Raw genomic sequence first — 24,100 nt, forward strand, 5'->3', positions numbered from 1 at the left:
AGCGCAGACCCGGGACCGCCCCAAAGCGCCGCGCTTCGTTGCGGTCCCGGATCGGCGCGCTACGCGCTTGTCCGGGATGACAGCAGAAGATGCCGGCCGACATCATCCCTTCACCCCGCCAAAGCACAGATATTTGGTCTCGAAATACTCATCCAGACCCTCGGACGCGCCCTCGCGACCCAGGCCCGATTCCTTGACCCCGCCGAACGGCGCGACCTCGGTGGAGATCAGGCCTTCATTGATCCCGACCATGCCGGCCTCGATAGCCTCGGCCACCCGCCAGCAGCGACCGACGTCGCGGCTGTAGAAATAGGCCGCCAGGCCGAACGGCGTGGCGTTGGCCAGGTCGATGGCCTCGGCCTCGGTCTCGAACTTCACGATGGGGGCGACCGGGCCGAAGATTTCCTCCTGAAACAAGCGCATGTCCGCTGTCGCGCCGGTCAGGACGGTAGGCTGGTAGAATAGGCCGCCCAGGCCATGCGCGTCGCCGCCGATCAGGACGACGGCGCCGGCCTCGACCGCCTCGCGCACCAGGCTGTCGACCTTGATCAGGGCCTTGTCATTGATCAGCGGACCGATGGTCACGCCCTCGCCCGTGCCAGGACCGACCTTCATCTCCGCCACCTTCTGCGTCAGCCGAGCGGCGAAGGCGTCATGGATGCCCGACTGCACGATCAGCCGGTTGGCGCAGACGCAGGTCTGGCCGGTGTTGCGGTATTTGCTGGCGATGGCGCCGTCGACGGCGGCCTCCAGATCGGCGTCATCAAAGACGATGAACGGCGCATTGCCGCCCAGTTCCAGGCTGAGCTTCTTCATGGTGCCAGCGCACTGGGCGTACAGCGTCTTGCCCACGGGTGTGGAGCCGGTGAACGACAGCTTGCGCACGCGCGGGTCGTCGCAAAGCGCCTTGCCGATGGCGCTGGCGTCCTTGCCGGTGACGATGTTCAGCACACCCGCCGGCACGCCCGCCTCCGCCGCCAGCCGGGCGATGGCCAGGGCGCACAGCGGCGTCTCGGCCGCCGGCTTGACCACCACCGTGCAGCCGGCCGCCAGGGCCGGGCCGACCTTGCGGGTGATCATGGCGATCGGAAAGTTCCAAGGCGCGATGGCGGCGCACACCCCGACCGGCTGCTTGATCGACATCAGCCGCTTGTTCGGGTCCGGCGTCGGGATCGACTGGCCGTGGCCGCGCTTGGCCTCCTCGGCGAACCAGTCGATGAAGCTGGCCCCGTAAACCACCTCGCCCCGCGCCTCGGCCAAGGGCTTGCCCTGCTCGGCGGTCATCAGCCGGGCCAGGTCATCGGCATGGGCCAGCATCAGGTCGCTCCACCGGCGCAGGATCGCCCCGCGATCCTTGGCGGTGCGCGCCGCCCAGGCCGGGAAGGCGCGATGGGCGGCGTCGATGGCGATGACGGTCTGCGCCGCGCCCAGATCGGCCACCTGGGCGATCACCGTCCCGTCGGCCGGGTTGGTCACCTCGAAGGTCGCGTCGGCCTGGATCCACAGGCCATCGATCAGGGCGGCGGTTTCGACGAGTTTCAGGCAGGTCATGGGGAGGTCACCTCAGCGTCACGCACACCGACGTCAGGTCGGCATGGGGGTTCAACGCATGAAGGGCGGCGGCAAGGGTCACGGGCAGGCTTTCCTGAAACTGTGATCACAGTTCGCGGCCTCAGCGCGCCTGTCAAGACGGCCGCTCATGCGCCCGCCTCCACGGCGGTCCGCATCTTGTCCATGCCTTCGGACAGGTCAGCGGCGATGGCGCGGCGGGCGCCGTCGGCGTCGCGGGCCTTCAGGGCGGCGATCGCCTCGGCGTGACGGTCGGCCGGCAGGCTGCCGGTGCCGACGCGCCCGAACACCACCCGCATGAACGGCCCGATCTGCAGCCACAGCCCGCCGGCCATCGACAGCAGCACATCGGCGCCCGAGCGCTCATAGATCGCGAAATGAAAGGCGTGGTTGGCGGTCATGTAGCCGTCGACGTCGCCGGCCGCGAGGGCGGCGTCCAGCCGGGCGTCGATGGCCTGCAGGGTCCGGATCAGCCCCTCGTCGGCATGGCGCGCGGCGCGGGCGGCCAGCTCGGGCTCGATCCACAACCGGGCCTGGGACAGCTGTTCCAGCCGGTCGGCGGTCAGGGACGGCACCGACAGGCGCTTGTTGGCCGGATTGATCGCCAGAGCCCGCTCGGCAGCCAGGCGCCGCACGGCGTCGCGCACCGGCATCGGACTGACCCCCAGCTCGGCGGCCAGGCTGCGCAGACTGACCCCGACGCCGGGCGCGATGCGGCCGGTGATCAGGGCCTGACGGATGGCGTCGTAGACCTGGTCATGCACGGCCGTGGAATCGGCCAGGGCGCGTCTTTGCGGGGCGGCGGGCACGAAGGGGCTTCCAGAAAGCGGCTAATTGCGATCACAGTGCATGATCCCTCGCCCGACGCCAGCCCCCGGCCCAGCCTTCGAGACCGCCCATGCCCGATTTCGGCGCCAACAACCTCGACGCCTTCTGGATGCCGTTCACGCCCAACCGGCGGTTCAAGGCCCATCCGCGCATGCTCTCGTCCGCCAAGGACATGCACTACAAGACCCCCGAGGGCCGCGAGATCCTCGACGCCACCTCGGGCCTGTGGTGCGTCAATGCCGGCCACGACCGCCCCCGCATTCGCGAGGCGATCCAGAAGCAGGCCGCCGAGATGGACTACGCCCCCTGCTTCAACATGGGCCATCCGCTGGCCTTCGCCTTCGCCAGCCAGCTGGCCCAGGTGACGCCGCAGGGCCTGGACCGGATCTTTTTCACCAACAGCGGCTCGGAGTCGGTCGACACCGCCCTGAAGATCGCGCTGGCCTATCACCGCGCCCGGGGCAAGGGGACCAAGACCCGGCTGATCGGCCGCGAGCGCGGCTATCACGGCGTCGGCTTCGGCGGCATTTCGGTGGGCGGCATCCCCAAGAACCGGATGTATTTCGGCTCGCTGCTGACCGGCGTCGACCACCTGCCCCACACCCACGGCGTGGCCGGCAACCTGTTCGCCAAGGGCGAGCCCGAGCACGGCGCCGACCTGGCCGACAATCTCGAAAAGATCGTCGCCCTGCACGACGCCTCCAACATCGCCGCCGTCATCGTCGAGCCGGTGGCCGGCTCGACCGGCGTGCTGATCCCACCCAAGGGCTATCTGCAGCGTCTGCGGGCGATCTGCGACAAGCACGACATCCTGCTGATCTTCGACGAGGTGATCACCGGTTTTGGCCGCCTGGGCGCGCCGTTCGCCGCCGACCGCTTCGGCGTCACGCCCGACCTGATCTGCATGGCCAAGGGCCTGACCAACGCCGCCGTACCCTGCGGCGCCGTCGCCGCCAGCAGCAAGATCTACGACGCCATGATGGAGGGCGCCGACGCCCCCATCGAGCTCTTCCACGGCTACACCTATTCGGCCCACCCCCTGGCCTGCGCGGCCGGGATCGCGACGCTGGAGACCTACAAGGAAGACGACCTCTTCGCTCGGGCGGCGGGCATGGAGGCCTACTGGCAGGAGGCCATGCACAGTCTGAAGGACGCCCGCCACGTCATCGACATCCGCAATCTGGGCCTGATCGGCGGCATCGAGCTGGAGCCCCGCGCCGGCGCCCCCACGGCGCGGGCGATGGAGGTGTTCGAGGCGGCCTTCGACACCGGCCTGCTGATCCGCGTGACCGCCGACATCATCGCCCTGTCGCCCCCGCTGATCATCGAGAAAAGCCACGTGGACCAAGTGGTCGAGACCCTGCGCGGCGTGCTGGCGAAGGTCGACTAGGCGCCCGAACCCACCCCGAATTGATCCCGATCAATTGCAACCCGCCGCCGGGGCGCAAACTCAAATCTGACCCCCACTGGGCCCGAGCGTCACCATGTCATCGCCCTTGATCGCCACCCGTCGCCTGATCCTCATCCTGGCCGCCGGCGCCAGCGCCAGCCTGGTCGGCTGCGCGACCACCCCGGGAGAGCCGTCAAAGGCCGATCTGGTAACGCGCGGACGCAACCTGGCCCTGACCGAATGCTCGCAGTGCCACGCGGTAGGCTCCAGCGCCGGCAACCCCAAGACCGCCGCGCCCAGCTTCGCCAGCGTCGCCCAGACCTATCGCAACACCCGCCTCGACTGGGAACTGGAAGCGATCTCGCAGGTCGGCCACTACCGCATGCCGCGCAAGCCGCTGACCTCGATCGATATCGCGGATCTCACGGCGTACATCCGCTCGCTGGATCGCGCGCCGCGTTAGGGGGCGCTGAGGCGGGGGCGCTGAAGCGGGCCTTGCGGGGTTCGGTTTGAGGGCGGTTTGCGGACGCACCAATGCCAGGTCCCGTCTACGCAATGGTAGTTTGCCGTTTTTCAACCAGTCGGCGAGGCGGCTAGACGACCACGCGGTGGGCCGGCAGTTTCAGCTTTGAGAAGTTGAAAAGGTTGACCCGTGAAGACAGTAGCTTTGGCACTAGCGGCACTGATGATAGCAGGCTCAGCGGCCAACGCTCAGGGGCGCGGGCCCTTCAGGCTGGTCGGCGTCACCGAATTCAGCGCTGAATTTGTCGATGAGTCCACGATCCAAGTAACAGCCGAAGGTGATACATATTATAGCATGATAATGGTATACGATACCAATAGGTCCACAAAACCAGAACATCTTAAGTTAAGATGGGCATTAACTGGGTACGCTGCGGACTGTAAGCGGAAGACGATAAAGATTGTCGGAATGGCCGGATTTGGCCTTGAGAGAAGTCTTTTCAACTACGTTAATCCGAAAGTCCCGCAACTTGAGCAAGCGTACGCCGATCACCATCGGGAGTTTGCTTGCAGCCAGCGGATTGAACCTGCTTACGCTGGCGTTCGCCCGATCGGCGCCCAAGAGGTGTTCTCCTATGCCGATTATGTCATGCGCGACTTCGCATCTCGCGCCGCCGGCCACTAGCGCTAAAGCGAAGACGGACTCACGGCTCTGCTGGAAAGCTCTCCGAGCGTTCGGTTAGTGTCGGCTCCGGAAATCAACCCTGTGCCAGCAACCCGACCTCAGAAGCGATGCGGGAAGCGGACGGGGCGAAGGTCGGAGAAGGGTGGAAGTCGGACGTCTGGCCGAATATCTCCGAGCCACGAGGACACGGCGTTATTCAACGAAAGCGGCCGAAAACGCAGCCCCCTCGGCTTCCAGCGACGCAATCAACACGTTCAGCCTTTCGTCCGAGAAGTTAATTTGGGATATTACACCAACTCTAACTCCATCTGATTTCCTGCTTATCAGAATGGCATGCATTCCATGATCATTCCCCAAATCAATAAATGCATCCCTAGCATGCACTTTCCACTTTACTAACCAAAGCACACGTTCTTCTAAGATTCCGCGCTCCAAAATAATGGAGTTTCTGCAGTAGTTAGCCCACACTGCGGCCAATAGCGCCAGCACTAGGGCTGCGATAAACCTCGTTGAATCAAGGAACAAACCCGACACCGACACAATTATCGGAAAGCTCATGCAGGAGGTCAGAACAATTATGCCGAACAGTCGCGGCCTAATTTCAATTCGGTGTGTCGGATCGAGCAACTGCTGTCGTCTGTTCTAGAGGTGAATCCACAGGCGCTCGAACATTGCACTGCTTCTTGGCGTCCGCAATGGGTCGAGACTGTGTAAAAACGCCGAAGCGGCATTTTCCCCTAGAACAATCTTCCACCGCAAGAACCCGCGCAGCGCGAACGTTTCTGTACGAGCCGAAAAGCCACCTTCTAACGAAAGGAAATGCCCGCAAATTTTTCAGGCCCGGCGTTTTTACACGGCCTCGGTCGGAAGCGGACTTTGCCTCGCCTCCCGAAAGCGGACGCCCCGCGTCCCGCTCATCCTTAAATCTCCTGGAGGCTGCAGCGTGCCGGTCTGTCCAGGTTGGTCAAGGCCCGCCTCCGGCGGCCGCGTCGCGGCGGCCCGCAGGGCCGGCCTTGAGCAACCTGGTCAGACCGGCGATCGTCTCGCCGTGAGATCTAAGGATGGCTCCCTTCAGCGCGAAGAGGGGCGGGACGCCCAGATCGAACCCTTCTCCTAGAGGGAGAAGGAGGGGCCCGCGCCGCAGGCGTGGGAGGATGAGGGGTTTGCGAAGCCCCTCCGGACAAGGCAGCGCCTTCGGGCGCCAGGACGGCTGACGGCGTAACCCCTCACCCTCCCACGCAAGCGTGGGTCCCTCCCTCTCCCTCTGGGAGAGGGCTGGGCGTACGGGGATACGCCGCGTTCAATCCCCGTTCTTTCCCGAACAAACCCCAACCCGATCAACCGCTTGTAAAATAGTTGATCGCGCCTATCAGACGCATCGAAACCGCCCGCATAATCAATCTCACCTGACAGCACGGGAAGGGCGTCCGGCCGGCGACTGAGACGGCTGTCAGGGGTGATCGAGCGGGGTTAGAGGGCGGGTGACGTAAACCCGCCTATCGGGGGCAAGCCAAGGCCTCCGCCCGTCCGAAGGTTCGCTCCGGGTTCCTCCGGAATCGGCGTGGCTGCAGCCCAAGGCTGGGTCCGTCGCGAGGAGGGCAAAGCCCGGGTGGGGCAAAAGGCTGAACAGGCCTGCGCACCCCGGCCAGAGGGATAACGATCACGCGGAGCGTCTGTCTTCGTCGAAACGGTATTCAACTATCCAATCATCCGGGCGAGGCCCGGGCGCTCCGCGACCCTTCCCATTCCCATCGCAGCGAAAGCGCGAGGTTGTGAAACCGTGTCCGCCACACTTGCCCCCTACGGGCTGCTGCGCAGCCGTCTTCCCCCGGAGGGGGAAGATGAAACGCGAAGCGGTCAGGAGGGGGCCAGTGGCTTCGACGGAGAAATGACACCGGTGGACAAATCCGCGCCTCGCCGCCATTTTCGCGCCTCGACACCGGCGCCGCAGACGCCGCTCCACCGGGGATGAAACCGATGCGCCGCCCGCTTCACAACGCCGCCAGCCTGGCCGCCCTGACCCTCGCCCTGACCGCCTGCGCCACCGCGTCCGGCGTAGCCGCGCCGAAAGAGGTGGTCGCGTTCCCCGGCGCAGAGGGCGCGGGTCGCCTGAGTGTCGGCGGACGCGGCGGGGCGGTGATCAAGGTCACCAACCTGGAGGACGCCGGACCCGGCTCGCTGCGCGCCGCCGTCGAGGCCAAGGGGCCGCGCACCGTGGTGTTCGACGTGGCCGGCACGATCGCCCTGAAGAGCCCGCTGAAGATCGCCAACGGCCAGATCACCCTCGCCGGCCAGACCGCGCCGGGCGGGGGCGTCACCCTGCGCGACCAGACCCTGATCGTGGCCGCCGACGATGTGGTGATCCGCTTTATCCGCTCGCGGCTCGGCGCCGAGAGCAAGACGGAAGGCGACGCGATCTGGATCGCCAAGGGCCGCCGCATCATCCTGGATCACGTCTCGGCCAGTTGGTCGGTGGACGAGACCCTGTCGGCCTCGGCCCGCTTCGACAATCCCGAACAGGGCTTCCATGACCTGACCGTGCAGTGGTCGATCATCAGCGAAAGCCTGGCCCACTCGATCCACGCCAAGGGCGACCACGGCTATGGCAGCCTGATCCGCGGCGGCCAGGGCTCGAAGATCAGCTTCCACCACAATCTGTGGGCCAACCATCTGGCCCGCATGCCGCGCCCCGGCAACTATGACGGGCCCGACAAGGACCCGGTCGGGGCCTTCATCGAGTTCCGCTCCAACGTCTTCTACAACTGGGGCAAGGGCCATGCCGGCTATGACGCCGACAAGGCGGCGCTGGTCGCCTACAACTTCGTCGACAACGCCTATGTCATGGGCCCCAACTCCGAAAAGGCCATCGCCTTCAACGAGAGCAACAGCCTGGCCAGGGCCTGGTTCGCCGGCAACAGCATGAACGGCGTGGTTCCCGCCGATCCCTGGAGCCTGGTCACCGGCCTGCAGGTGGAAGGCTATCGGCAGGCGGCTCCGATCGACATCGCTCCCATCGCCGCCGATCCCGCCGCCAGCGCCTATGACCGCGTACTGGCCGACGCCGGGGCCTCGGTCTGGCGCGATCCGGTCGACGCGCGGGTCGTGGCCGGGGTGCGCGACCGCAGCGGCGGGATCATCAACAACGAACAGGATGTCGGCGGCTGGCCTGTGCTGGCGGCCGGCGTCGCTGCGCCGGATGCGGACGGCGACGGCATGCCCGATGCGTGGGAAGCGGCGCAGGGGCTCAATCCGAAGAAGGCCGATGGCGCGGCGCCGGCCAGGGACGGCTCGGGCTGGACCAACCTGGAGCTTTACCTGGCAGAGGCCGCGAAGGTTCGGGGGTGAGCGGCCAGCGCCGCAGGCCCCCACCGGGCTGCTTCGCAGCCGTCCGCCCCCGGCGGGGGCGGATGAACCGACCTCATCTTCCCCCTCCGGGGGAGGAGCGCGGAGCGCGGAGGGGGCAAGTGCGCAAACCCCTGCCCGCCTTTGCCGCAGCCCCCGCTTTCCGCTAGAAGCCCCGCCATGTCGCACAACACCTTCGGTCATCTGTTCCGCGTCACCACCTGGGGCGAAAGCCATGGACCGGCGCTCGGCTGCGTCGTCGATGGCTGCCCTCCCGGCATCGCCCTGACGGCGGAGATGATCCAGAGCTTTCTCGACAAGCGCCGCCCAGGCAGCGGCAAGTTCGTCACCCAGCGCCAGGAACCCGACGCCGTGCGCATCCTGTCAGGCGTGTTCGAGGACAGCCGCAGCGACGGCCAGCGCACCACCGGCACGCCGATCAGCCTGATGATCGACAACACCGACCAGCGCTCGAAAGACTATGGCGAGATCGCCCAGGCCTTCCGGCCTGGCCATGCCGACTATCCCTATTTCGCCAAGTACGGCGTGCGCGACTATCGCGGCGGCGGGCGCAGCTCGGCCCGCGAGACCGCCGCCCGGGTCGCGGCCGGCGCCATCGCCCGGCTGGTGATCCCCGGCGTGAGCGTGCGCGCGGCCCTGGTGCAGATCGGCCCGCACGCCATCGACCGCTCGCGCTGGGACTGGAGCGAGGTCGACAACAATCCCTACTGGTCGCCCGACGCGGCGATCATTCCGGTGTGGGAAGAGCATCTGGAAAAGATCCGCAAGGCCGGCTCCTCGACCGGGGCCATCGTCGAGGTCGAGGCCACCGGCGTGCCGGCCGGCTGGGGCGCGCCGCTGTATGGCAAGCTGGACGCCGAACTGGCGGCGGCCCTGATGTCGATCAACGCCGCCAAGGGCGTCGAGATCGGCGAGGGTTTCGCCAGCGCCGCCCTGACCGGCGAGGACAATGCCGACCAGATGCGGATGGGCCATGACGGTCCGGTGTTCCTGACCAACCATGCCGGCGGCGTGCTGGGCGGCCTCTCGACCGGCCAGCCGGTGGTGGCCCGGGTGGCCTTCAAACCCACCTCCTCCATCCTGATCCCGCGCGACACCGTCAACGAGGCGGGCGAAGAGGTGGAGCTGCGCACCAAGGGCCGCCACGACCCCTGCGTGGGCATTCGCGGGGTGCCGGTGGTCGAGGCCATGACCGCCTGCGTCCTGGCCGACGGCTTCCTGCGCCATCGCGCCCAGACCGGCGGCGGGGCCTTTCACCCGGGCCAGACCGACCGTTTCTGAGACCACTGGTCTGTCAACTTTATCCAATATGGTCTGATCACTGAAAACACTCAGGTTTTTGGGTTGACCTCTTATATTGCGAAGCTGTAATGCTTCTTCCAATGCGGACATCTTGTGATTGATTCGCGCATAGGTTGCGCTAGTGCGCGTCAGGGCTCAAGAAAACGCGTGCGCTTCGACACCCTGAAAATTCTGCTCGTCGACGACAATCAGCACATGCGGCTGCTGTTGACCGAGATGCTGCGCGCCATCGGCGTCCGGAACATCTTTGAGGCCATCGACGGCGGCGAGGCGCTGCAAATGATGCAGCGCGTGCCGATCGACATCGTCATTACCGACCTGAAGATGGGCCTGCTGGGCGGCATCGAGTTCGTCAACCTGCTGCGCCGCTCGCCCGCCAGTCCCAATCCCTTCGCGCCGGTCCTGATGGTGACCGGCCATTCGACGATGCGGCGCGTCCAGGACGCCCGCGACGCCGGGGTCAACGAGTTCCTGACCAAGCCGGTGACCGGCCGTAGCCTGGTCCATCGCCTGACCCTGCTGATCGAGCATCCCCGCCCGTTCATCCGCTGCGAGGGCTATTTCGGCCCCGATCGGCGACGGCAGGTGGCCGCCGGATACAAGGGCCCCTGGCGGCGGGACGAGGACGCGATCGCCATCGACTTCGGCTAAGCCGGTCTTAAGACCTGTTAGCCATCATGGGGTCGCTGTTAGCCGGGATAAGCGAGCCATGACCGCCAAACGTCTGATGTCCACCGCCGCCCTGGTCGCGTTGGGCCTGAGCCTGCAGGGCTGCGTCGCGGCCAGCGCCGTCGGCATGGTGGCCGGCACCGCCATTGGCGTCACCGGCGCCGTGGTCGGGGGCGCCGCCAAGGTTGGCGGCAAGGCCGTCGTCGCCACCGGCAAGGCGGTGATCCCAGGCGAAAGCGCCAAGGACCGCGACAAGCGCGAATATGAAGAGTGGAAGCGCTCGCGCTAAGACCTCGCCTCTAAAGGCAAAGCGCGCAGCTTTCGCCGATGGTCGGACGCGAGATCACCACACGCGACAGACCCGGAAAGGTCGGCGTCAAGCGGTCGGCGAAATACAGGCACAGACGCTCCAAGGTCGGGCTTTCCAGACCGGGGCGATCGTTCAGCAGGCCATGATCCAGCTCGGTGGCCACGGCCTTGAGCGCCGTGTCCAGGCCCTCCAGGTCGGCGACCCAGCCGGCGTCCTGCATCTGCCCCTTTACGCTGGCCTCCACCTTGAACGAGTGGCCGTGCAGCTTGCGGTAGCGATGGTCGGCGGGACCTTGCTCGATGTAGTGAGCCGCGTCGAACGTCGCGGCCTTCGTGATCTCGAAGACAGGCTTCATCAGGTACTTCTTTTGACAGGGCCTGGGAGGCTCTAGCGCAACGACCCTGTCACCAAGTCGAGCGCCTTATCCGTCAGGGCAGGCCGAGATATTTGTGTGTTTGGACGCTTAAACGCCATTGAGGGTGGGAAAGGCAATAGGCGACCGCCAATTGCGTGTTCCGGTCGCGATCGGGACCATCCATCGGCTGCAGGTAGAAGCGCTCGAAATCCAGGCTTTCGAACCGCTCCGGCAGGGCCTTGTCCTGCGGATAGACCAGCTTCAACTCCTGGCCCCGGGTCTGGACGACGGGGGCGTCGGCCTTGGGGCTGATGCAGACCCAGTCGATGCCGTCAGGCGCTTCGACGGTGCCGTTGCTCTCCACCGCGATCATGAAACCCCGGGCGTGCAGGGCCGCGATGGCGGGCGGATCCAGTTGCAGCAGCGGCTCGCCGCCGGTGCAGACGACAAGCCGGTCGTTCGGCCCGCCTGTCCACTGGGCCTCGACCGCATCGGCCAGAGCCTCGGCCGTGGCGAACTTTCCACCGTTCTCGCCGTCCGTGCCGACGAAATCAGTGTCGCAGAAGGTGCAGACGGCCTTGGCGCGATCCTGCTCGCGGCCGGTCCACAGGTTGCAGCCGGAAAAGCGGCAGAACACCGCCGCCTTGCCCGCCTGACCGCCCTCGCCCTGCAAGGTGAGGAAGATTTCCTTGACGCTGTAGGTCACGAGACCAGCACCGCGCGCCCCGCTGCGTCCCAGTCCTCATAGCCCTTCTGGCGCAGGTCGCAGGCCGGGCAGTCGCCGCAGCCGTGGCCCCAGGGGTGCAGGTCGCCGCGCTCGCCCCGATAGCAGGTGTGGCTCTCGACCACGATCAGATCGACCAGGTCCTCGCCGCCCAGCGCCTTGGCCAGGGCCCAGGTTTCCGCCTTGGTCAGCTTCATCAAAGGGGTTTCGATGCGGAAGTCGCGATCCATGCCCAGGTTCAGCGCGCTCTGCATCGCGTCCAGCGTGTCGCGCCGACAGTCGGGATAGCCCGAGAAGTCAGTCTCGCACATGCCGCCGACCAGCGCCGGGATGCCCCGCCGGTCGGCCAGGGCCGCAGCATAGATCAGGAACACCAGGTTGCGGCCGGGCACAAAGGTCGAGGGCAGGCCGCGGTCGGTCATCTCGATGGCCCGGTCGGCGGTCAGGGCGCTCTCGGCGACGGCGCCGAAACCCTTGAGGTCCAGCACATGGTCTTCGCCCAGGCGCTCGGCCCAGTGCGGGAAGCGGGCGGCGATCTGGTGACGCACAGCCACGCGCGCCTCCATCTCGATGACGTGACGCTGGCCATAGTCGAAGCCGACCGTCTCGACGCGGGCATAGCGCTCCAGCGCCCAGGCCAGGCAGACGCTGCTGTCCTGGCCGCCGGAGAACAGCACCAGGGCGGCGTCAGTCATGAACGGTTCTCCGGCCCGGCGCACGGCGGGCTGCACAAGAGTAGAAACAGAAAGCCATGGCTCCCTCTACACCAGGCGGCGACGGCTCGAAACGGTCCAGCGGCGCGGCGGGGTCCAGCAACGGCTCGCCAGGACGCATCAAGCCCCAAAAAACAATGATCTGGGTCAATACCCAAGGCCGTAATCGACCAACGCCGCAGGAGGCCGCAAACCATTGCGCCCGGGTTTTGGGCGCCTTTGCGGAGGCTGCCGCTAGGTAAGCGCCAAACCCGCTTTTCTAATACCGGTGGAAACTTGCCCCAAACAGGAGAACGTGATGCCGGGGAAAGTGAAAAGGCGTAACCTATCGCTGTTCACTTAGGCTGACGGCAGTTGACAGTCAAAGAACGCAAGTATGCAATCTGCCTATGCTGCGAGGGGTCCGCCGTACGCCCGCGTAGCGCGAATTGTACGGCGCCGAGGAAACAAGCGACGCACGCAGGGTCCGCCATAAGGAGCCGCGGCGTTCAGGGAGGGAATTCGAATGTCGCAATCTTCGCGTTTGCGGAGCCTGTTGGCCATGGGCGCTTCGGCGGCCGTGCTCGCAGCCGTCGCCACACCCGTGCTGGCCCAGACCGGTCAGCAGACCACGGTCATCGAGGAACTGGTCGTCACCGCCCAGAAGAAGGAAGAAGCCCTTCAGGACGTGCCGATCGCGGTTTCCGCCTTCAGCCAGGACACGCTTGAAGCCCAGAAGATCGACGGGGGTCCGAATCTTCAGCTTGCCATTCCGAACGTCAGCTTCGCCAAGAGCAACTTCACCAACAGCTTCAACTTCCAGATCCGCGGCATCGGGGCCCGGGCAGTCGGCGCATCGGCCGACGCCGGCGTCGGCGTCCACCTGAACAACGCCCCCCAGCAGTCGGGCAACCTGTTCGAAGCCGAATTCTATGACATGGAGCGCGTGGAAGTTCTGCGCGGCCCGCAAGGCACGCTGTACGGCCGCAACGCCACTGGCGGCGTGGTCAACCTGATCACCGCCAAGCCGACCGACACCTTCGAAGCCATGGCCCGCGCCGAAGTCGGCAACTACGGGACCCAGAAGGTCCGCGGCATGATCAACGTGCCGATCTTCGGCGACAAGCTCGCCATCCGGGCCGCCGGCGCCTATCTGAAGCGCGACGGCTTCATGACCAACACGTTCACCGGCAACAAGGTGGACGACCGGGATCTGTACTCGACCCGCATCTCGGTGATGTTCAACCCGACGGAAAAGCTGCGCACCAACTTCCTGTGGGAGCGCTTCGATGAAGAAGACGCCCGCTCGCGCACCGGCAAGCAGCTGTGCACCAAGGACAACGGCCCCGCCACCGTCGGCGGCGTCGCGACCGGCGCGGCGCGCATCTTCCTGACCCAGGGCTGCCTGCCCGGCTCGCTGTACAGCAACAACGCCTATGGCACCGTCAACAGCTCGGGCACGCTCACCGGCGAACTGGGCAACATCTTCGGCTTCACCAGCGGCGACGTGAACGCCGGCGACACCACCGACAAGGATCTGAACAAGTTCGAGTCGTCGTTCGACCCGATCTACCGGTCCAAGTCGGACGTCTATCAGTTCACCCTGAACTACGACCTGACCGACAGCCTGACCATCACGGCCATGACGTCGTACAGCGAGAACTCGGTCTATTCGAAGCAGGACTACAACCGCAACGTCTCGGCCGTGCCGTTCAACAACACGCCCTTCACGCCGGGCGGCTTCTTCACCGATCCGCAGACGGGCCGGACGAACAAGTTCACCACGCTGGACATCTCGTCCAACGCGGCCGAACAGTTCAGTCAGGAATTCCGCCTGTCGTCGAACTTCGATGGCCCGCTGAACTTCAACATCGGCGGCATCCACTTCGACTACGAGACGGTCACCGACTATTATGTGATCGGCAACTCGCTGACCCTGTCGGCCCTGGCCCTGAACGCCACCACGCCGGGCAATGGCGGCAATCCAAACTGTAATCCGGTCACCCTGCCGCTGACCTGTATCGGCATCGACACCGGGGCCACGCCCGACGGCTCGGGTCACAACTATTATGACAACCGCACCCCCTACCGCCTGAAGTCGGACGCCCTGTTTGGCGAAATGTACTGGCAGGCCAATGACAAGCTGAAGTTCACCCTGGGCCTGCGCCAGACGCGCGACCGCAAGGAAGTCGACAACTACAAGACCGTGCTGCTCGCCCCGGGCACCGGCCTGGTCCTCGACCCGGTCACGCCGACCGCCAAGGTCAGCTTCAGTGAACTGACCGGCCGCTTCGGCTTCGACTACAAGCCAGAGCTGTCGATGACCGACGACACCCTGGTCTATGCCTTCTATTCCAAGGGCTACAAGGGCGGCGGCATCAATCCGGGCGTGCCTGCCAACGCCGTCGGCATCCCGCAAACCTTTGATCCGGAATTCGTCAACGCGTTCGAACTGGGCACGAAGAACACCCTGATGGGTGGCAGCCTGATCATGAACGCGACGGGCTTCTACTACGACTACCAAGGCTACCAGATCTCGAAGATCGTCAACCGCACCTCGGTCAACGAGAACGTCAACGCCAAGGTCTATGGCTTGGAGTTCGAGTCGATCTGGTCGCCGATCTACAATCTGCGCATCAACGCCAATGTCGGTTACCTGCACACCGAGATCGGCAAGGGCGTGAAGTCGATCGACACGATGGACCGCACGCAGAGCAACCCGGCCTACACCTTGGTCAAGGTCGGCCCGGGCCTGCCCAACGCCAGCGTCGGCGCCAACTGCGTGCTCAGCACGGCCGGCGTCGCCACCCTGCTGGCCATCGGCCAGGGCGGCACCCTGCCCTTCGCCTGCGGCGGTCCGGCGGTGTTTGCCGGCTTCCTGCAGAGCCGAGGCGCTCCCGCCGCCACGGCCAACTTCCTGGCCAACGGCACCGGCCTCTATAACTACGGCGCCGGCTACTCGATCGAAGGTACGGCGGCTGACATCTCCGGCAACGAGCTGCCCAGCTCGCCGCATTGGACGACCTCGATCGGCGCCCAGTATCGCTGGGACATGGCGGCCGGCTGGTCGGCCACGCTGCGCGGCGACTACTACCGCCAGACGGGCCAGTACGCCCGGGTCTACAACACCGCCTACGACCGCCTGAAGGCCTGGGACAACGCCAACCTGACCCTCAAGCTCGAGAAGTCGGAATGGGGCCTGGAGGTCGACGCCTATGTGAAGAACCTGCTGAACGACGTTCCGATCATCGACGCCTACACCAGCGACGACTCCTCGGGCCTGTTCACCAACGTCATCACTCAGGAGCCGCGCCTCTACGGTGTGAGCATCACCAAGAAGTGGTAACCGGCTGTCCCTGACGGGACGCTCTTCTGCAGGGGGCGGCGGGTCATCCCGCCGCCCCTTTTTATGGCCTGATGGTCTGCCCGTGGTCCCGAGATTGGGTGCGCCGGAAGCAACTTTCCTGAGAATCGGCCCCGACTTAACGACTCCGCAAGGGCGAGGCGGGCAAGGTAGTCGCTCACAGACGCCAGCGAAGCGGCCGCATGGAAACGCTATCTCGTCTCATTGATCGCCGTCCGCCGGTCGCCTCAACCACGTCCTGCCAGGACGTCTGGGCGATCTTCGACGCAGATCACCGAGCTTTTTCGGTTGCCGTCGTCGACGGCGCCGCACCGACCGGCATTGTCTATCGTGACGTGTTCATGGGCATGATGGCCGTCGCCCGCGACGCCCTGAGCCAGCGTCCCATCGTCGAGGTCATGGACCGAGATCCGCGCCAGGTCCCCGTCGAGACCGAACTTGGCGCCTTCGTCGACCGCCTTGCCGATAGCCCCTCGCCTGTGTTCCGCACCGCGTTCGTGGCCGTAGATGAGGCCGGTGACTATGTTGGCGTGGGCGGACTGGGCCCGCTGCTGACCTCCTATCGTCGGCGCCAGCGCGAGGCTGCAGACGCCATGGCCCTGGTCGAACGGATGGCCACCGACATCAATCACCACCTGGACGGCGTCCTGGCCATCACCGCGCGTCTGGAGCAGCAGCGCCTGACCCCGGACGCCAGCGCCTTCGTGCGCGCCATCGGCGAGACCAGCCGCGACATGGGCGCCATGCTGGGCCGCGCCATCGACCTGCACAGCGCGGCCGGTGGCCAACTGCCGATGACCCCGACACCCGTGCGCCTGCGCGACCTGGCCGACGCCGTCGAGGCCCGCTGGTCGGCCCGCGCCGCCGAGGGCGGATCCACCCTATTGTTCTCCTATGACGGCGAACCCGAATGCGGGGTCGAGGTCGACGGCGAGCGTCTGCTGCAGGTGTTCGACGCGTTGATCGAAAGCGCCCTGGCCAGCGGCCGCGGCGTCATCGAGGCCTGCCTGCAAGCCCGCATCGGCGCCGACGGCGTGCATCTGGACGGCAGCGTCCGCGACAACGCCGGGGGTCTGGCCGCAGATCGTCTCGCGCGGATTTACGAGCCGCTGGGCGCGGCGCGCATCGAGGATCGCACCGAAATGGCCTTGGGCGTGGGCATGGCCCTGGCCCACCGGATCGTGCGCGGCCTGGGCGGAGAAGTGATGGCGCAGGCCAATCGCGGCGCCGGCCTGACCGTACGCTTCGCCTTTGACGCCCCGACCGCCGAGATCGATGCAGCGGCGCCGGCCGAACCGACCCTTGACACCCGCGCCGCCCACATCCTGATCGTCGACGACAACGCCACCAACCGCATGGTCGCCGAAGCGCTGTGCGACATGTTCGACTGCACCTCCGAACAGGCGGTCGACGGTGTGGAAGCTGTCGAAATGGCTCGAAGCGGCCGCTTCGACCTGATCCTGATGGACATCAAGATGCCGCGCATGGACGGCGTGACCGCCACCCGCACCATTCGCGAGATGAGCGGTCGTCCGGCCATCACCCCCATCGTCGCCCTGACCGCCAATGCCGATCCCGCTGACGTCCAGACCTATCTGGCGGCCGGCATGCAGGACGTGGTCGAAAAGCCGATCAAGCCCGAGCGCCTGGCCACCGTGCTCAGCGCCCTGCTCAGCGGCGAAGCCGAGGAAGACGTCGCGGCCTGATCAAAGGCTTTCGGCGAGGCGCGGCTGAACCTCATTTTGCCCGGCCATCGCCGCCTTTGGTCATGACCAGTTCTGCGCCGCGCCTCAACGTCTGGTGCAGCGGCGAGGGGCAGAGATCGCCCTGTCCAGCACCCTGTTCGACCGTCTCCTGAAGGCGCAAGCCCACCCTGAACCCATATCGGGGTGGGTATGGGGCCTGTATGCGCGACCTAATGCCGCGCCTGACTTTCCGGGCCGTCACGGTCGTGTCATGTAAGCCAGACAACCTTTGGAGGCGAAATCATGGGCGAAGAAACCGAGGGGCGGCGACCCAATCCGGTCGACCTGCATGTCGGCGGGCGCGTTCGGATGCGCCGCAAACTGCTGGGCGTCAGCCAGGAGCAACTGGCCGATTCCCTGGGCCTGACCTTCCAGCAGGTCCAGAAGTACGAGCGCGGCGCCAACCGCGTCAGCGCCAGCAAACTGTATGAGATCGCCAAGACCCTGCAGGTGCCGGTGTCGTTCTTCTTCGATGGCCTGGCCGACCCCATGGGCGGCTCGGAAGCCGATGACGCCGGCCTGCACGCCGAACGCATCGTCCAGGAATTCCTGACCACGCCGGAAGGCCTGGAACTGGCCGAGGTGTTCCCGCGCATCGCGCGCGGCCGGGTCCGTCGCCAGGTGCTGGATCTGGTCCGGGCGATGGCCGACGACGCCGGGCGCAACGAAGCCGCCGCCTGATCCCTCAGCGGCCCAGCGCAACAAAAGGCCTCGGCGGGCGACCGTCGAGGCCTTCTTGCGTCCGGGTCGTCCCATAGAGCTCTAACTGGCCGAGATTCGCGCTTGCGAGGCTGCCCAGATGTTCTTGGCCGTCCGCGCCGAGGCGTGGGTCAGGCCGCGCAGGTCATGGGTCTTGAGGATCTTGAAGCCGACCTCACGCTCCTTGTGCCAGGCCATCTGGACATCATGGGCCAGGCCGGCGGCCAGATCGACAAGCTGGGCCTTGGCGGGAGGCGCCGCGCCGGCCAGCATCTGCACGCGAACGCCGGCGTCGGAAACGTCGCGGATCACGCAGTCCCAGGCGAAGGCGCCACAGAGCAGCTTTCCCGCCCTGTGGGTCGAGATACGGGCCGCACCCCGCCGATCACCATCTGCGCCTGGCGCGTACTTGGACATGAAGTCATAAACGCATGGCGCGGTTAATCGGCCGTGCAGGCGATGCGATTTTGTCGCTCCTGCGACCTTAGACCTCGCACAAGCCGCTGAAACCCCGAGGCTTTTGTCGGAAACCCAACATGCCCCGCCGCCCCCGGATCATGGCGCCGCGCCCTTAACCTTTGAGGGCCGTCAGGCGACCACCGGCGAGGCCGCCCGCTCCAGCGCGCCGGCCAGATCGGCCAGGATGTCGGCCTCGTCCTCCAGGCCGATCGACAGCCGCACCAGCCCCTCGCCGATGCCCGCCGCCGCCCGCTCCTGGGCGCTATAGGTCGAGTGGGTCATGCTGGCCGGATGCTGGATCAGGGTCTCGGCGTCGCCCAGCGACACGGCCCGACGGATCAGGGTCAGGCGGTTCATCATCGCCACCCCGGCCGCGTGCCCGCCGGCCAGTTCAAACGCGATCATGCCGCCGGGCAAGGCCATCTGGCGCTGGGCCAGGTCATGCTGGGCAAAGCTCTTCAGTCCCGGATAGAAGACCCGCGTCACGGCCGGATGGGCCTCCAGCCAGGTCGCGACGCTGGCGGCGCTGGCGCAGTGCTGGCGCATGCGCAGGGCCAGGGTCTTGAGGCCGCGCATGACCAGAAAGGCCGTGAAGGGCGACATCACCGCCCCGGTCATGTCCTTGACCCCGGTCAGCCGCACGCGCGCCATATCCTCGACTCCGCCGACGGCGATGCCGCCGATCAGGTCGCCATGACCGCCCAGATACTTGGTGGCCGAATGCACCACGATGTCGGCGCCCAGTTCGATCGGCCGGGTCAGCAGCGGGGTGGCGTAGGTGTTGTCGACCACCAGCTTGGCCCCGCAGGCCCGCGCGACCTTCGCGGCGCCGGCGATGTCGACCAGCCGCATGTTGGGATTGGCCGGGGTCTCGAAATAGATGATCCGGGTCTTGTCGCTGACCGCCGCCGCCAGGGCTTCCATGTCGGTCATGTCGACCTGGGTGACGGTGACCCCGAACCGCGAGAGCCCGTCGCGCAGGAAGGCGAAGGTGCAGCCATACAGGGTCTGGTCGGTGACCACCTCGTCGCCCGAGCGCAGGAAGCTCCACATCACCGCCGTGATCGCCCCCATACCCGAGGCCGTGGCGACGCCGGCCTCGGCGCCCTCCAGCGAGGCCACCCGGCGCTCCAGCAGGTCGGTCGTCGGGTTGGAGATCCGCGAATAGAAGTGCCCCGGCCGCGTGCCGGCGAACATCTCGCCGCCGGCCTCGGCGCTATCGAAGGCGAAGGTCGAGGTCAGGTGGACGGGCGGGGTCAGGGCGCCGTGCTCGTCAGCCGGATCATAGCCCGCGTGGATCGCCCGCGTTGAAAAGCCGGTCTCGATGAGGTCGCGCGCCATGACTGTGCTCCGTTGCTACGGCACGAGATTGACGCGGATTCATCGGCGGAAGATTGCCAAGTCTGCTAGTGAAGGTGCCAGTTTTGGCAGATTCCACCCCGAGGAGCCGATATGGACGCCAAGGACCGTCAGATCATCCGCGAACTGCAGAAGGACGGCCGCCTGACCAACCAGGACCTGGCCGACCGGGTGAACCTGTCGCCCTCCCCTTGCCTGCGCCGGCTGCGCAATCTGGAAGCCGAAGGGGTGATCACCGGCTACACCGCCCTGGTCGACCAGAAGGCCTATGGCCTGCCGATCACTGTCTTCATCCGCGTGCGGCTGGATCGCCATGGTCAGGACGTGGTCAAGGGCTTCGAGGACCAGGTGGCGCGGATCGACCAGATCCTCGACTGCTTCCTGCTGGCCGGCGGCGACGACTATCTGCTGCGGGTGATCGTCGAGAGCCTGGAGGCCTATGAGGACTTCATCCGCCGCCGGCTGCACGCCATCCCCGGCATCGCCTCGATCGACACCAGCTTCGCCTATGGCGTGGTCAAGCAGACGCGGGTGTTTCCCCTGGCCGGAACCTAGAGCCTGGGCAGCCACATCCCCATGGTCGCGCCGAAGATGCCGACGCTCATGGCCAGGGTCAGGACAAACAGGGCCAGCGCCATGCCGGTCCTGGCCAGCGCCCCGCCCCGGTCGCGGGCCACCATGTAGACCTCCAGCACCGCCAGCGGCAGCAGCACGTGGGCGAAGGCCAGGAAGATGTCGAACGGCCCGGTGAAGGTGTCATTGTGGCCCACCGGCGCCCTGTGGATGACGAACCACAGCATCATCCCCACCCGGTAGAACCAGACCCCGTACATCAGCACGAACAATCGCAGGGCCCAGCGCTGGTGCAGGGCGATCCGGCGGGCGGCGGCGTGACGCCAGGCCAGGACGGCGCAGATGATCACCAGCACCGCGTTCAGCGTATTGCCGAACGCCATATAGCTTCCAGCGACCGCCCCGCGCGTGAAGGCCACATAGAGACCTGAGCCGCTGATGATCAGGGCGATCAGCAGAAACAGCCGGCCGTTCCAGCGATGCAGGGCCGGGAGGCGCGACCGGATCTGCGGGACCAGTTGCAGCGCGCCGCTGAAACTGACGAGGCCGGCGGCCAGCAGGTGGACGCCCAGCACCGCATTGCCGCCCAGATCGCCGGGATTATAGCCATGCCCGGCCGGCAACACCGTGTTCCAGCGCGCCCAATCGCCCCGCAGCGCGCTGACGCCATAGAGGGTGACGATGTAGTAGCCGAACACCCACAGCCCGACGACCAGCGCCAGATACCAGAGCGCCGCCGAAGCCCTGAGCGCCAGGGTGGCCGCCGCCAGCCCATCCATGCGGCGCGCCGATACCGGTTTCATTCTGCCTGCCTGTTTCCGAAAGGCTTCAATTCGAGCCGTAAGATCCAGGCTAGGAACCGGTCGCGCGGGCCGCCATGATCGCGGGGGCCAGATTCTTGACCCTGGAGAGCAGATGCGCGGATCGACGGTTTCAGGCGGCTTCGCCAGAGCGCTGATGGACTTCGCCGTCTCTCTTGGAGCCGACCGCGAAACCCTGGCGGCGCGGGCCGGCATCGCGGTCGAAGACCTCGCCGACCAGGACAGCCGCATCCCGATGGACCGCTACAAGGCCCTGATGAAGGCCGGCCAGGACCTCTGTGGCGAGCCCGCCCTGGCGCTGCGGTTCAGCGAAGGCACGCGCTTTGAGGAGCTGTCGATCGTCGGCCTGATCTGCAAGGCCGGCGAGACCATGGGCGAGAGCCTGCAGCAGTTGAGCCGCTATTCCCGGCTGGTCACCGAGATCGACGGCCTGGGCGTCGAGCAACGCTTCCAGTTGGTCCGGCAGGGCGAAGAGCTGTGGCTGGAGGACCGGCGCCCCGATCCCAACGCCTTCCCCGAACTGACCGAAGCGGCCTTCTCGCGGTTTGCCTGCGAAGTGACCCGCAGCCATGGCGACGTGCCGTTCGTGACCGCGGTGCACCTCACCCATCCCCGGCCCGGCTACAGCGCCGAATACGACCGCATCTTCAAGGCGCCCGTCGCCTTCGACCAGCCCCGCAACGCCCTGCGGATCGAAGCCTCGTGGCTGGCGGTCAAGACCCACAAGCCCAATCGCTATGTCTTCGGAATCTTCAACGAACACGCCGAGACGCTGCTGAAACAGCTGGAAACCAGCGGGACCACGCGCGGCCGGGTCGAGACCCTGCTGATCCCCCTGCTGCATACCGGCGACTTGGCCATGGACGCCATCGCCAAACGTCTGGGCCTCAGCCGACAGACCCTCTATCGCCGCTTGAAAGCCGAGGGCGCCAGCTTCGACGCGGTGCTGGACGATCTGCGTCGCCGGATGGCGCTGGACTATCTGGGGAGCAAGAAGCTGTCGGTCAACGAGACCGCCTATCTCGTGGGCTTCTCCGACCCCAGCGCCTTCTCTCGCGCCTTCAAGCGCTGGACAGGCGAGAGCCCACGCGGCCGCAAGGGCGCGCCGGCGACGACATCTGGCTGAAGGCGGAAGACCGTCCTGGTGGCCAAGGCGCCTGTCCAGCCGTCGACGCATCGTGAAAACTGTCATCAACGCGTGGTAGCGCCGCCGGATGCCAGCCAGAAGCGCGCCCGTTTCCTTTGCGATCGACCGCGTCGATGACGGGCGCTGATGACTGATCTCGCCAGCCTGCGCGCTCAGCGTCATGACCTCTATCACTTCATCGTCCGCCGCACGCGCGACCCGGCCGCAGCCGACGACCTGGTGCAGGAAACCCTGCTGCGCCTGATGACCTACGAGCGGGCGAGAAACGTCGTGGACCGGGCGGCGCTTGGCTACAGGATTGCGCTCAACCTCGTCCACGACCACTTCCGCCATCACAGCCGCCGCGCGGTCCAGGCGCTGAACGACGACATTCCCTGCGAGGCCCCCGCTCCGGAGCAGATCCTGATGCATCGCCAGAAGGTTGAGGTGTTCGGAAAGGCGCTGGACGCCATGCCGCCCCTGCGGCGCGACGTGTTCATTCGGCGACGGCTGCACGGCCACTCCACCCGCCAGATCGCCGCCGAGCTGAACATGAACGAGGCGGCGGTCGAGAAGCATGTGGTGCGGGCGCTGGAGCAGCTGCATCGCGAAATGGCCAAGGCCGAGCGCCGCGCCGGGGGCCGTCCATGAGCGGGTCTCGACAGCAAGCCGCGCTCTGGGTGGCGCGACGCCTGGATCGCCAGGCGCAGGACGACCAGGACTTCGACGCCTGGCGCGCCGCCGATCCTGCCAACAGCGCGGCCTTCGACCAGATCTGGACCACGGCGCAGGATGTGGCGCTGATCGAGGCCATGGCCCTTGATGTCCAGCGCCGTTCGATCCGGCGACCGGCCTGGGCGCCCGTCGCGGCCCTGGCGGGCGGCTTGGCGGCCTGCGTCTTCGCCCTGGTGCTGGCCTGGCCCCAGCTGCAGCTGATGACTGTGGAGCCGATGACGGTCCAGACGGCGCCGGGCAGGATCCGCTCCGTGGCCCTGGCGGATGGCTCGAAGGTCACCCTGGACGGCGCCACCCGGCTGGAGGCGCGGATCGGGACGCACCGTCGCGAGGTCCGACTGATTACCGGCGAGGCCTATTTCGATGTCGCCCACGACGCCGCGCGTCCGTTCACGGTCAGCGCGCCGGAGGGCTCGGCCCGGGTGCTGGGCACCGCCTTCAATCTGGAGCGCGGCGACGGCAAGCTAGAACTGTCGGTGCATCGCGGCAGGGTGCGCTTGGCGCCGGCGGGCCTTGTCCATCGCACCGCCGACCTGACACCGGGACAGCAGGCCTTCGCCAAGGAGGGTCGACTGTCCCGATTGCGCGCCTTTGATCCGTCGGCAGACGACTGGCGGTCGGGCTGGCTGGAGACCGATGGCGTGACGCTGGCGCGGCTGGTGGAGCGCCTCAACCGCGCGTCGATGACGCCGATCGTCATCGACGACCCCGCCCTGGGCCGCCGACGCGTGGCCGGCCGGTTCCGCCTCGACGAGCCCGAGGCCCTGGTGCGCAACCTGGCTCTTGTCCACGGTTTCCGGGTCCGCGAAGAGGCCGGCAGCTTGGCGTTGTCCCGCTGACAACCTGGGCGTCGCGGAAACTTCACAAAAT

At 66.5% G+C, this 24,100-nt stretch carries 23 protein-coding genes and 1 pseudogene; 15 read left to right on the forward strand and 9 right to left on the reverse strand.

Translation table 11 applies throughout. From position 1 onward, the window contains the following. Positions 1–102: 102 nt before the first annotated feature. Both ACW17Z_RS07785 and ACW17Z_RS07790 read right to left on the reverse strand, forming a co-directional pair. A complete protein-coding gene (locus tag ACW17Z_RS07785) occupies positions 103–1,551 on the reverse strand; it encodes an NAD-dependent succinate-semialdehyde dehydrogenase (RefSeq protein ID WP_492058252.1) in 1,449 nt (482 codons plus the stop codon). 146 nt (positions 1,552–1,697) lie between these two features. Continuing rightward, positions 1,698–2,378 carry a GntR family transcriptional regulator gene (locus ACW17Z_RS07790; protein ID WP_419254184.1) on the reverse strand — a complete coding sequence of 227 codons (681 nt, stop codon included), beginning with the start codon at positions 2,376–2,378 and terminating at the stop codon, positions 1,698–1,700. Positions 2,379–2,467: 89 nt separating this feature from the next. Between ACW17Z_RS07790 and aptA the strand changes: the two genes are divergently transcribed. The 3 genes from aptA to ACW17Z_RS07805 all read left to right on the forward strand — a co-directional run bounded on the left by aptA (position 2,468) and on the right by ACW17Z_RS07805 (position 4,934). Further along, entirely contained in the window at positions 2,468–3,787 is a 1,320-nt protein-coding gene (aptA, locus tag ACW17Z_RS07795; RefSeq protein ID WP_492058253.1) for an omega-aminotransferase AptA, read from the forward strand. A gap of 94 nt (positions 3,788–3,881) precedes the next feature. Continuing rightward, a complete protein-coding gene (locus ACW17Z_RS07800) occupies positions 3,882–4,250 on the forward strand; it encodes a c-type cytochrome (RefSeq protein WP_492058254.1) in 369 nt (122 codons plus the stop codon). A gap of 189 nt (positions 4,251–4,439) precedes the next feature. Continuing rightward, positions 4,440–4,934, forward strand: coding sequence for a hypothetical protein (locus ACW17Z_RS07805; RefSeq protein ID WP_492058255.1), 495 nt, complete (start codon positions 4,440–4,442; stop codon positions 4,932–4,934). Between the two features lie 192 nt (positions 4,935–5,126). Here the strand turns inward: ACW17Z_RS07805 and ACW17Z_RS07810 are convergent, their stop codons facing one another. Further along, positions 5,127–5,492: a hypothetical protein gene (locus ACW17Z_RS07810; RefSeq protein WP_492058256.1), complete on the reverse strand. Its 366-nt coding sequence runs from the start codon at positions 5,490–5,492 to the stop codon at positions 5,127–5,129. 1,419 nt (positions 5,493–6,911) lie between these two features. On the opposite strand from ACW17Z_RS07810, the gene ACW17Z_RS07815 reads away from it, so the two are divergent. The 5 genes and pseudogenes from ACW17Z_RS07815 (at position 6,912) to ACW17Z_RS07835 (ending at position 10,557) form a co-directional block, all read left to right on the forward strand. Then, positions 6,912–8,279, forward strand: a complete 1,368-nt coding sequence (locus tag ACW17Z_RS07815; protein WP_492058257.1) for a pectate lyase family protein — start codon at positions 6,912–6,914, stop codon at positions 8,277–8,279. Between the two features lie 38 nt (positions 8,280–8,317). Next, positions 8,318–8,395: pseudogene (locus ACW17Z_RS07820) on the forward strand (hypothetical protein); the annotation flags it as partial. A 61-nt stretch (positions 8,396–8,456) separates the two neighbouring features. Continuing rightward, positions 8,457–9,578: a chorismate synthase gene (gene aroC, locus ACW17Z_RS07825; RefSeq protein WP_492058258.1), complete on the forward strand. Its 1,122-nt coding sequence runs from the start codon at positions 8,457–8,459 to the stop codon at positions 9,576–9,578. Between the two features lie 168 nt (positions 9,579–9,746). Then, complete coding sequence (locus ACW17Z_RS07830) at positions 9,747–10,250, forward strand: response regulator (protein WP_419320028.1); 504 nt, start codon at positions 9,747–9,749, stop codon at positions 10,248–10,250. A gap of 58 nt (positions 10,251–10,308) precedes the next feature. Then, on the forward strand, positions 10,309–10,557 hold the full coding sequence (locus ACW17Z_RS07835) for a hypothetical protein (RefSeq protein ID WP_419320027.1): 249 nt from the start codon (positions 10,309–10,311) through the stop codon (positions 10,555–10,557). 10 nt (positions 10,558–10,567) lie between these two features. Here ACW17Z_RS07835 and ACW17Z_RS07840 read toward each other — a convergent pair whose 3' ends face one another. The 3 genes from ACW17Z_RS07840 to queC form a co-directional block, all read right to left on the reverse strand. Beyond that, on the reverse strand, positions 10,568–10,933 hold the full coding sequence (locus ACW17Z_RS07840) for a 6-carboxytetrahydropterin synthase (RefSeq protein WP_492058259.1): 366 nt from the start codon (positions 10,931–10,933) through the stop codon (positions 10,568–10,570). 73 nt (positions 10,934–11,006) lie between these two features. Continuing rightward, on the reverse strand, positions 11,007–11,639 hold the full coding sequence (queE, locus tag ACW17Z_RS07845) for a 7-carboxy-7-deazaguanine synthase (RefSeq protein ID WP_419320022.1): 633 nt from the start codon (positions 11,637–11,639) through the stop codon (positions 11,007–11,009). After that, positions 11,636–12,352, reverse strand: coding sequence for a 7-cyano-7-deazaguanine synthase QueC (gene queC, locus ACW17Z_RS07850; RefSeq protein ID WP_492058260.1), 717 nt, complete (start codon positions 12,350–12,352; stop codon positions 11,636–11,638). The genes queE and queC overlap by 4 nt, the downstream gene beginning before the upstream one ends. 523 nt (positions 12,353–12,875) lie before the next feature. Between queC and ACW17Z_RS07855 the strand changes: the two genes are divergently transcribed. The 3 genes from ACW17Z_RS07855 (at position 12,876) to ACW17Z_RS07865 (ending at position 18,139) form a co-directional block, all read left to right on the forward strand. After that, entirely contained in the window at positions 12,876–15,695 is a 2,820-nt protein-coding gene (locus ACW17Z_RS07855) for a TonB-dependent receptor (RefSeq protein WP_492058261.1), read from the forward strand. A gap of 200 nt (positions 15,696–15,895) precedes the next feature. Continuing rightward, a complete protein-coding gene (locus ACW17Z_RS07860) occupies positions 15,896–17,419 on the forward strand; it encodes a response regulator (RefSeq protein WP_492058262.1) in 1,524 nt (507 codons plus the stop codon). Positions 17,420–17,701: 282 nt separating this feature from the next. After that, entirely contained in the window at positions 17,702–18,139 is a 438-nt protein-coding gene (locus tag ACW17Z_RS07865; protein ID WP_419254172.1) for a helix-turn-helix domain-containing protein, read from the forward strand. A gap of 81 nt (positions 18,140–18,220) precedes the next feature. On the opposite strand, the gene ACW17Z_RS07870 is transcribed toward ACW17Z_RS07865, so the two are convergent. Further along, a complete protein-coding gene (locus ACW17Z_RS07870) occupies positions 18,221–18,574 on the reverse strand; it encodes a PilZ domain-containing protein (RefSeq protein WP_419320017.1) in 354 nt (117 codons plus the stop codon). Between the two features lie 171 nt (positions 18,575–18,745). Then, positions 18,746–19,957, reverse strand: a complete 1,212-nt coding sequence (locus ACW17Z_RS07875) for a methionine gamma-lyase (protein WP_492058263.1) — start codon at positions 19,955–19,957, stop codon at positions 18,746–18,748. A 111-nt stretch (positions 19,958–20,068) separates the two neighbouring features. Here ACW17Z_RS07875 and ACW17Z_RS07880 point away from each other — a divergent pair, with 111 nt between their 5' ends. Continuing rightward, positions 20,069–20,530 (forward strand): Lrp/AsnC family transcriptional regulator, encoded by a 462-nt coding sequence (locus tag ACW17Z_RS07880; RefSeq protein WP_492058264.1) that lies wholly within the window; start codon positions 20,069–20,071, stop codon positions 20,528–20,530. Here the strand turns inward: ACW17Z_RS07880 and ACW17Z_RS07885 are convergent. Beyond that, the gene (locus ACW17Z_RS07885) at positions 20,527–21,351 is read right to left on the reverse strand and encodes a DUF2306 domain-containing protein (RefSeq protein ID WP_492058265.1); all 825 of its coding nucleotides are present in this window, start codon (positions 21,349–21,351) and stop codon (positions 20,527–20,529) included. The genes ACW17Z_RS07880 and ACW17Z_RS07885 overlap by 4 nt on opposite strands. A gap of 112 nt (positions 21,352–21,463) precedes the next feature. Here ACW17Z_RS07885 and ACW17Z_RS07890 point away from each other — a divergent pair, with 112 nt between their 5' ends. The 3 genes from ACW17Z_RS07890 (at position 21,464) to ACW17Z_RS07900 (ending at position 24,069) form a co-directional block, all read left to right on the forward strand. After that, positions 21,464–22,495, forward strand: coding sequence for an AraC family transcriptional regulator (locus tag ACW17Z_RS07890; protein ID WP_492058266.1), 1,032 nt, complete (start codon positions 21,464–21,466; stop codon positions 22,493–22,495). Between the two features lie 147 nt (positions 22,496–22,642). After that, entirely contained in the window at positions 22,643–23,146 is a 504-nt protein-coding gene (locus tag ACW17Z_RS07895; RefSeq protein ID WP_492058267.1) for an RNA polymerase sigma factor, read from the forward strand. Continuing rightward, on the forward strand, positions 23,143–24,069 hold the full coding sequence (locus tag ACW17Z_RS07900) for a FecR family protein (RefSeq protein ID WP_492058268.1): 927 nt from the start codon (positions 23,143–23,145) through the stop codon (positions 24,067–24,069). Before ACW17Z_RS07895 ends, ACW17Z_RS07900 begins: the two co-directional genes overlap by 4 nt. Positions 24,070–24,100 lie beyond the last annotated feature (31 nt).

The organism is Caulobacter sp. GSs2 (assembly GCF_058680895.1).

Excerpts from the sequence above, each read along its gene's own strand:
- ACW17Z_RS07785 (WP_492058252.1), bottom strand. The coding sequence starts at position 1,551 with ATGACCTGCCTGAAACTCGTCGAAACCGCCGCCCTGATCGATGGCCTG.
- aptA (WP_492058253.1), top strand. The coding sequence starts at position 2,468 with ATGCCCGATTTCGGCGCCAACAACCTCGACGCCTTCTGGATGCCGTTC.
- ACW17Z_RS07800 (WP_492058254.1), top strand. The coding sequence starts at position 3,882 with ATGTCATCGCCCTTGATCGCCACCCGTCGCCTGATCCTCATCCTGGCC.
- ACW17Z_RS07810 (WP_492058256.1), bottom strand. The coding sequence starts at position 5,492 with ATGAGCTTTCCGATAATTGTGTCGGTGTCGGGTTTGTTCCTTGATTCA.
- ACW17Z_RS07815 (WP_492058257.1), top strand. The coding sequence starts at position 6,912 with ATGCGCCGCCCGCTTCACAACGCCGCCAGCCTGGCCGCCCTGACCCTC.
- aroC (WP_492058258.1), top strand. The coding sequence starts at position 8,457 with ATGTCGCACAACACCTTCGGTCATCTGTTCCGCGTCACCACCTGGGGC.
- ACW17Z_RS07835 (WP_419320027.1), top strand. The coding sequence starts at position 10,309 with ATGACCGCCAAACGTCTGATGTCCACCGCCGCCCTGGTCGCGTTGGGC.
- ACW17Z_RS07840 (WP_492058259.1), bottom strand. The coding sequence starts at position 10,933 with ATGAAGCCTGTCTTCGAGATCACGAAGGCCGCGACGTTCGACGCGGCT.
- queC (WP_492058260.1), bottom strand. The coding sequence starts at position 12,352 with ATGACTGACGCCGCCCTGGTGCTGTTCTCCGGCGGCCAGGACAGCAGC.
- ACW17Z_RS07855 (WP_492058261.1), top strand. The coding sequence starts at position 12,876 with ATGTCGCAATCTTCGCGTTTGCGGAGCCTGTTGGCCATGGGCGCTTCG.
- ACW17Z_RS07860 (WP_492058262.1), top strand. The coding sequence starts at position 15,896 with ATGGAAACGCTATCTCGTCTCATTGATCGCCGTCCGCCGGTCGCCTCA.
- ACW17Z_RS07865 (WP_419254172.1), top strand. The coding sequence starts at position 17,702 with ATGGGCGAAGAAACCGAGGGGCGGCGACCCAATCCGGTCGACCTGCAT.
- ACW17Z_RS07870 (WP_419320017.1), bottom strand. The coding sequence starts at position 18,574 with ATGTCCAAGTACGCGCCAGGCGCAGATGGTGATCGGCGGGGTGCGGCC.
- ACW17Z_RS07875 (WP_492058263.1), bottom strand. The coding sequence starts at position 19,957 with ATGGCGCGCGACCTCATCGAGACCGGCTTTTCAACGCGGGCGATCCAC.
- ACW17Z_RS07880 (WP_492058264.1), top strand. The coding sequence starts at position 20,069 with ATGGACGCCAAGGACCGTCAGATCATCCGCGAACTGCAGAAGGACGGC.
- ACW17Z_RS07885 (WP_492058265.1), bottom strand. The coding sequence starts at position 21,351 with ATGAAACCGGTATCGGCGCGCCGCATGGATGGGCTGGCGGCGGCCACC.
- ACW17Z_RS07890 (WP_492058266.1), top strand. The coding sequence starts at position 21,464 with ATGCGCGGATCGACGGTTTCAGGCGGCTTCGCCAGAGCGCTGATGGAC.
- ACW17Z_RS07895 (WP_492058267.1), top strand. The coding sequence starts at position 22,643 with ATGACTGATCTCGCCAGCCTGCGCGCTCAGCGTCATGACCTCTATCAC.
- ACW17Z_RS07900 (WP_492058268.1), top strand. The coding sequence starts at position 23,143 with ATGAGCGGGTCTCGACAGCAAGCCGCGCTCTGGGTGGCGCGACGCCTG.